The organism is Streptomyces beijiangensis (assembly GCF_017315755.1).
GTDB lineage: Bacteria > Actinomycetota > Actinomycetes > Streptomycetales > Streptomycetaceae > Streptomyces > Streptomyces beijiangensis.
The window spans coordinates 1-284 of the sequence record NZ_JAFLRJ010001609.1; the positions used below are offsets into that span (position 1 = coordinate 1).

The 284-nt window shown below is 76.8% G+C and carries 1 pseudogene; it reads right to left on the minus strand.

Annotated features, from left to right (window positions below):
• Window positions 1–191, minus strand: a pseudogene (locus J0695_RS42890) (NADH-quinone oxidoreductase subunit L); the annotation flags it as partial.
• Window positions 192–284 lie beyond the last annotated feature (93 nt).

Sequence of the window (284 nt, forward strand, 5' to 3'; positions counted from 1 at the left end):
TGCGCGGCATCGACGGCCCGGCCGCCGCCTTGGCGCACGGCGACCACGACGGCCAGTGCGAGGGCGGTGAGCGTGGGCAGGACGGCCAGGGGGCGTACGAAGCCGGGGGCCGTGCGGCCGAGGAGCAGGCCTGTCGCGGCGCCCAGGAACGGAAGGAGGGGGACGAGGACGGCGAGGGTCGTGGTGGTCACGCGGCGGCCTCGGCCTTCTCGTCGGGGCTTGCGGCCTCTGCGGGCTCCCGGGACTCGGCCGTGTCGCGGAGTGCGTCGATGGCCGAGGTGGAG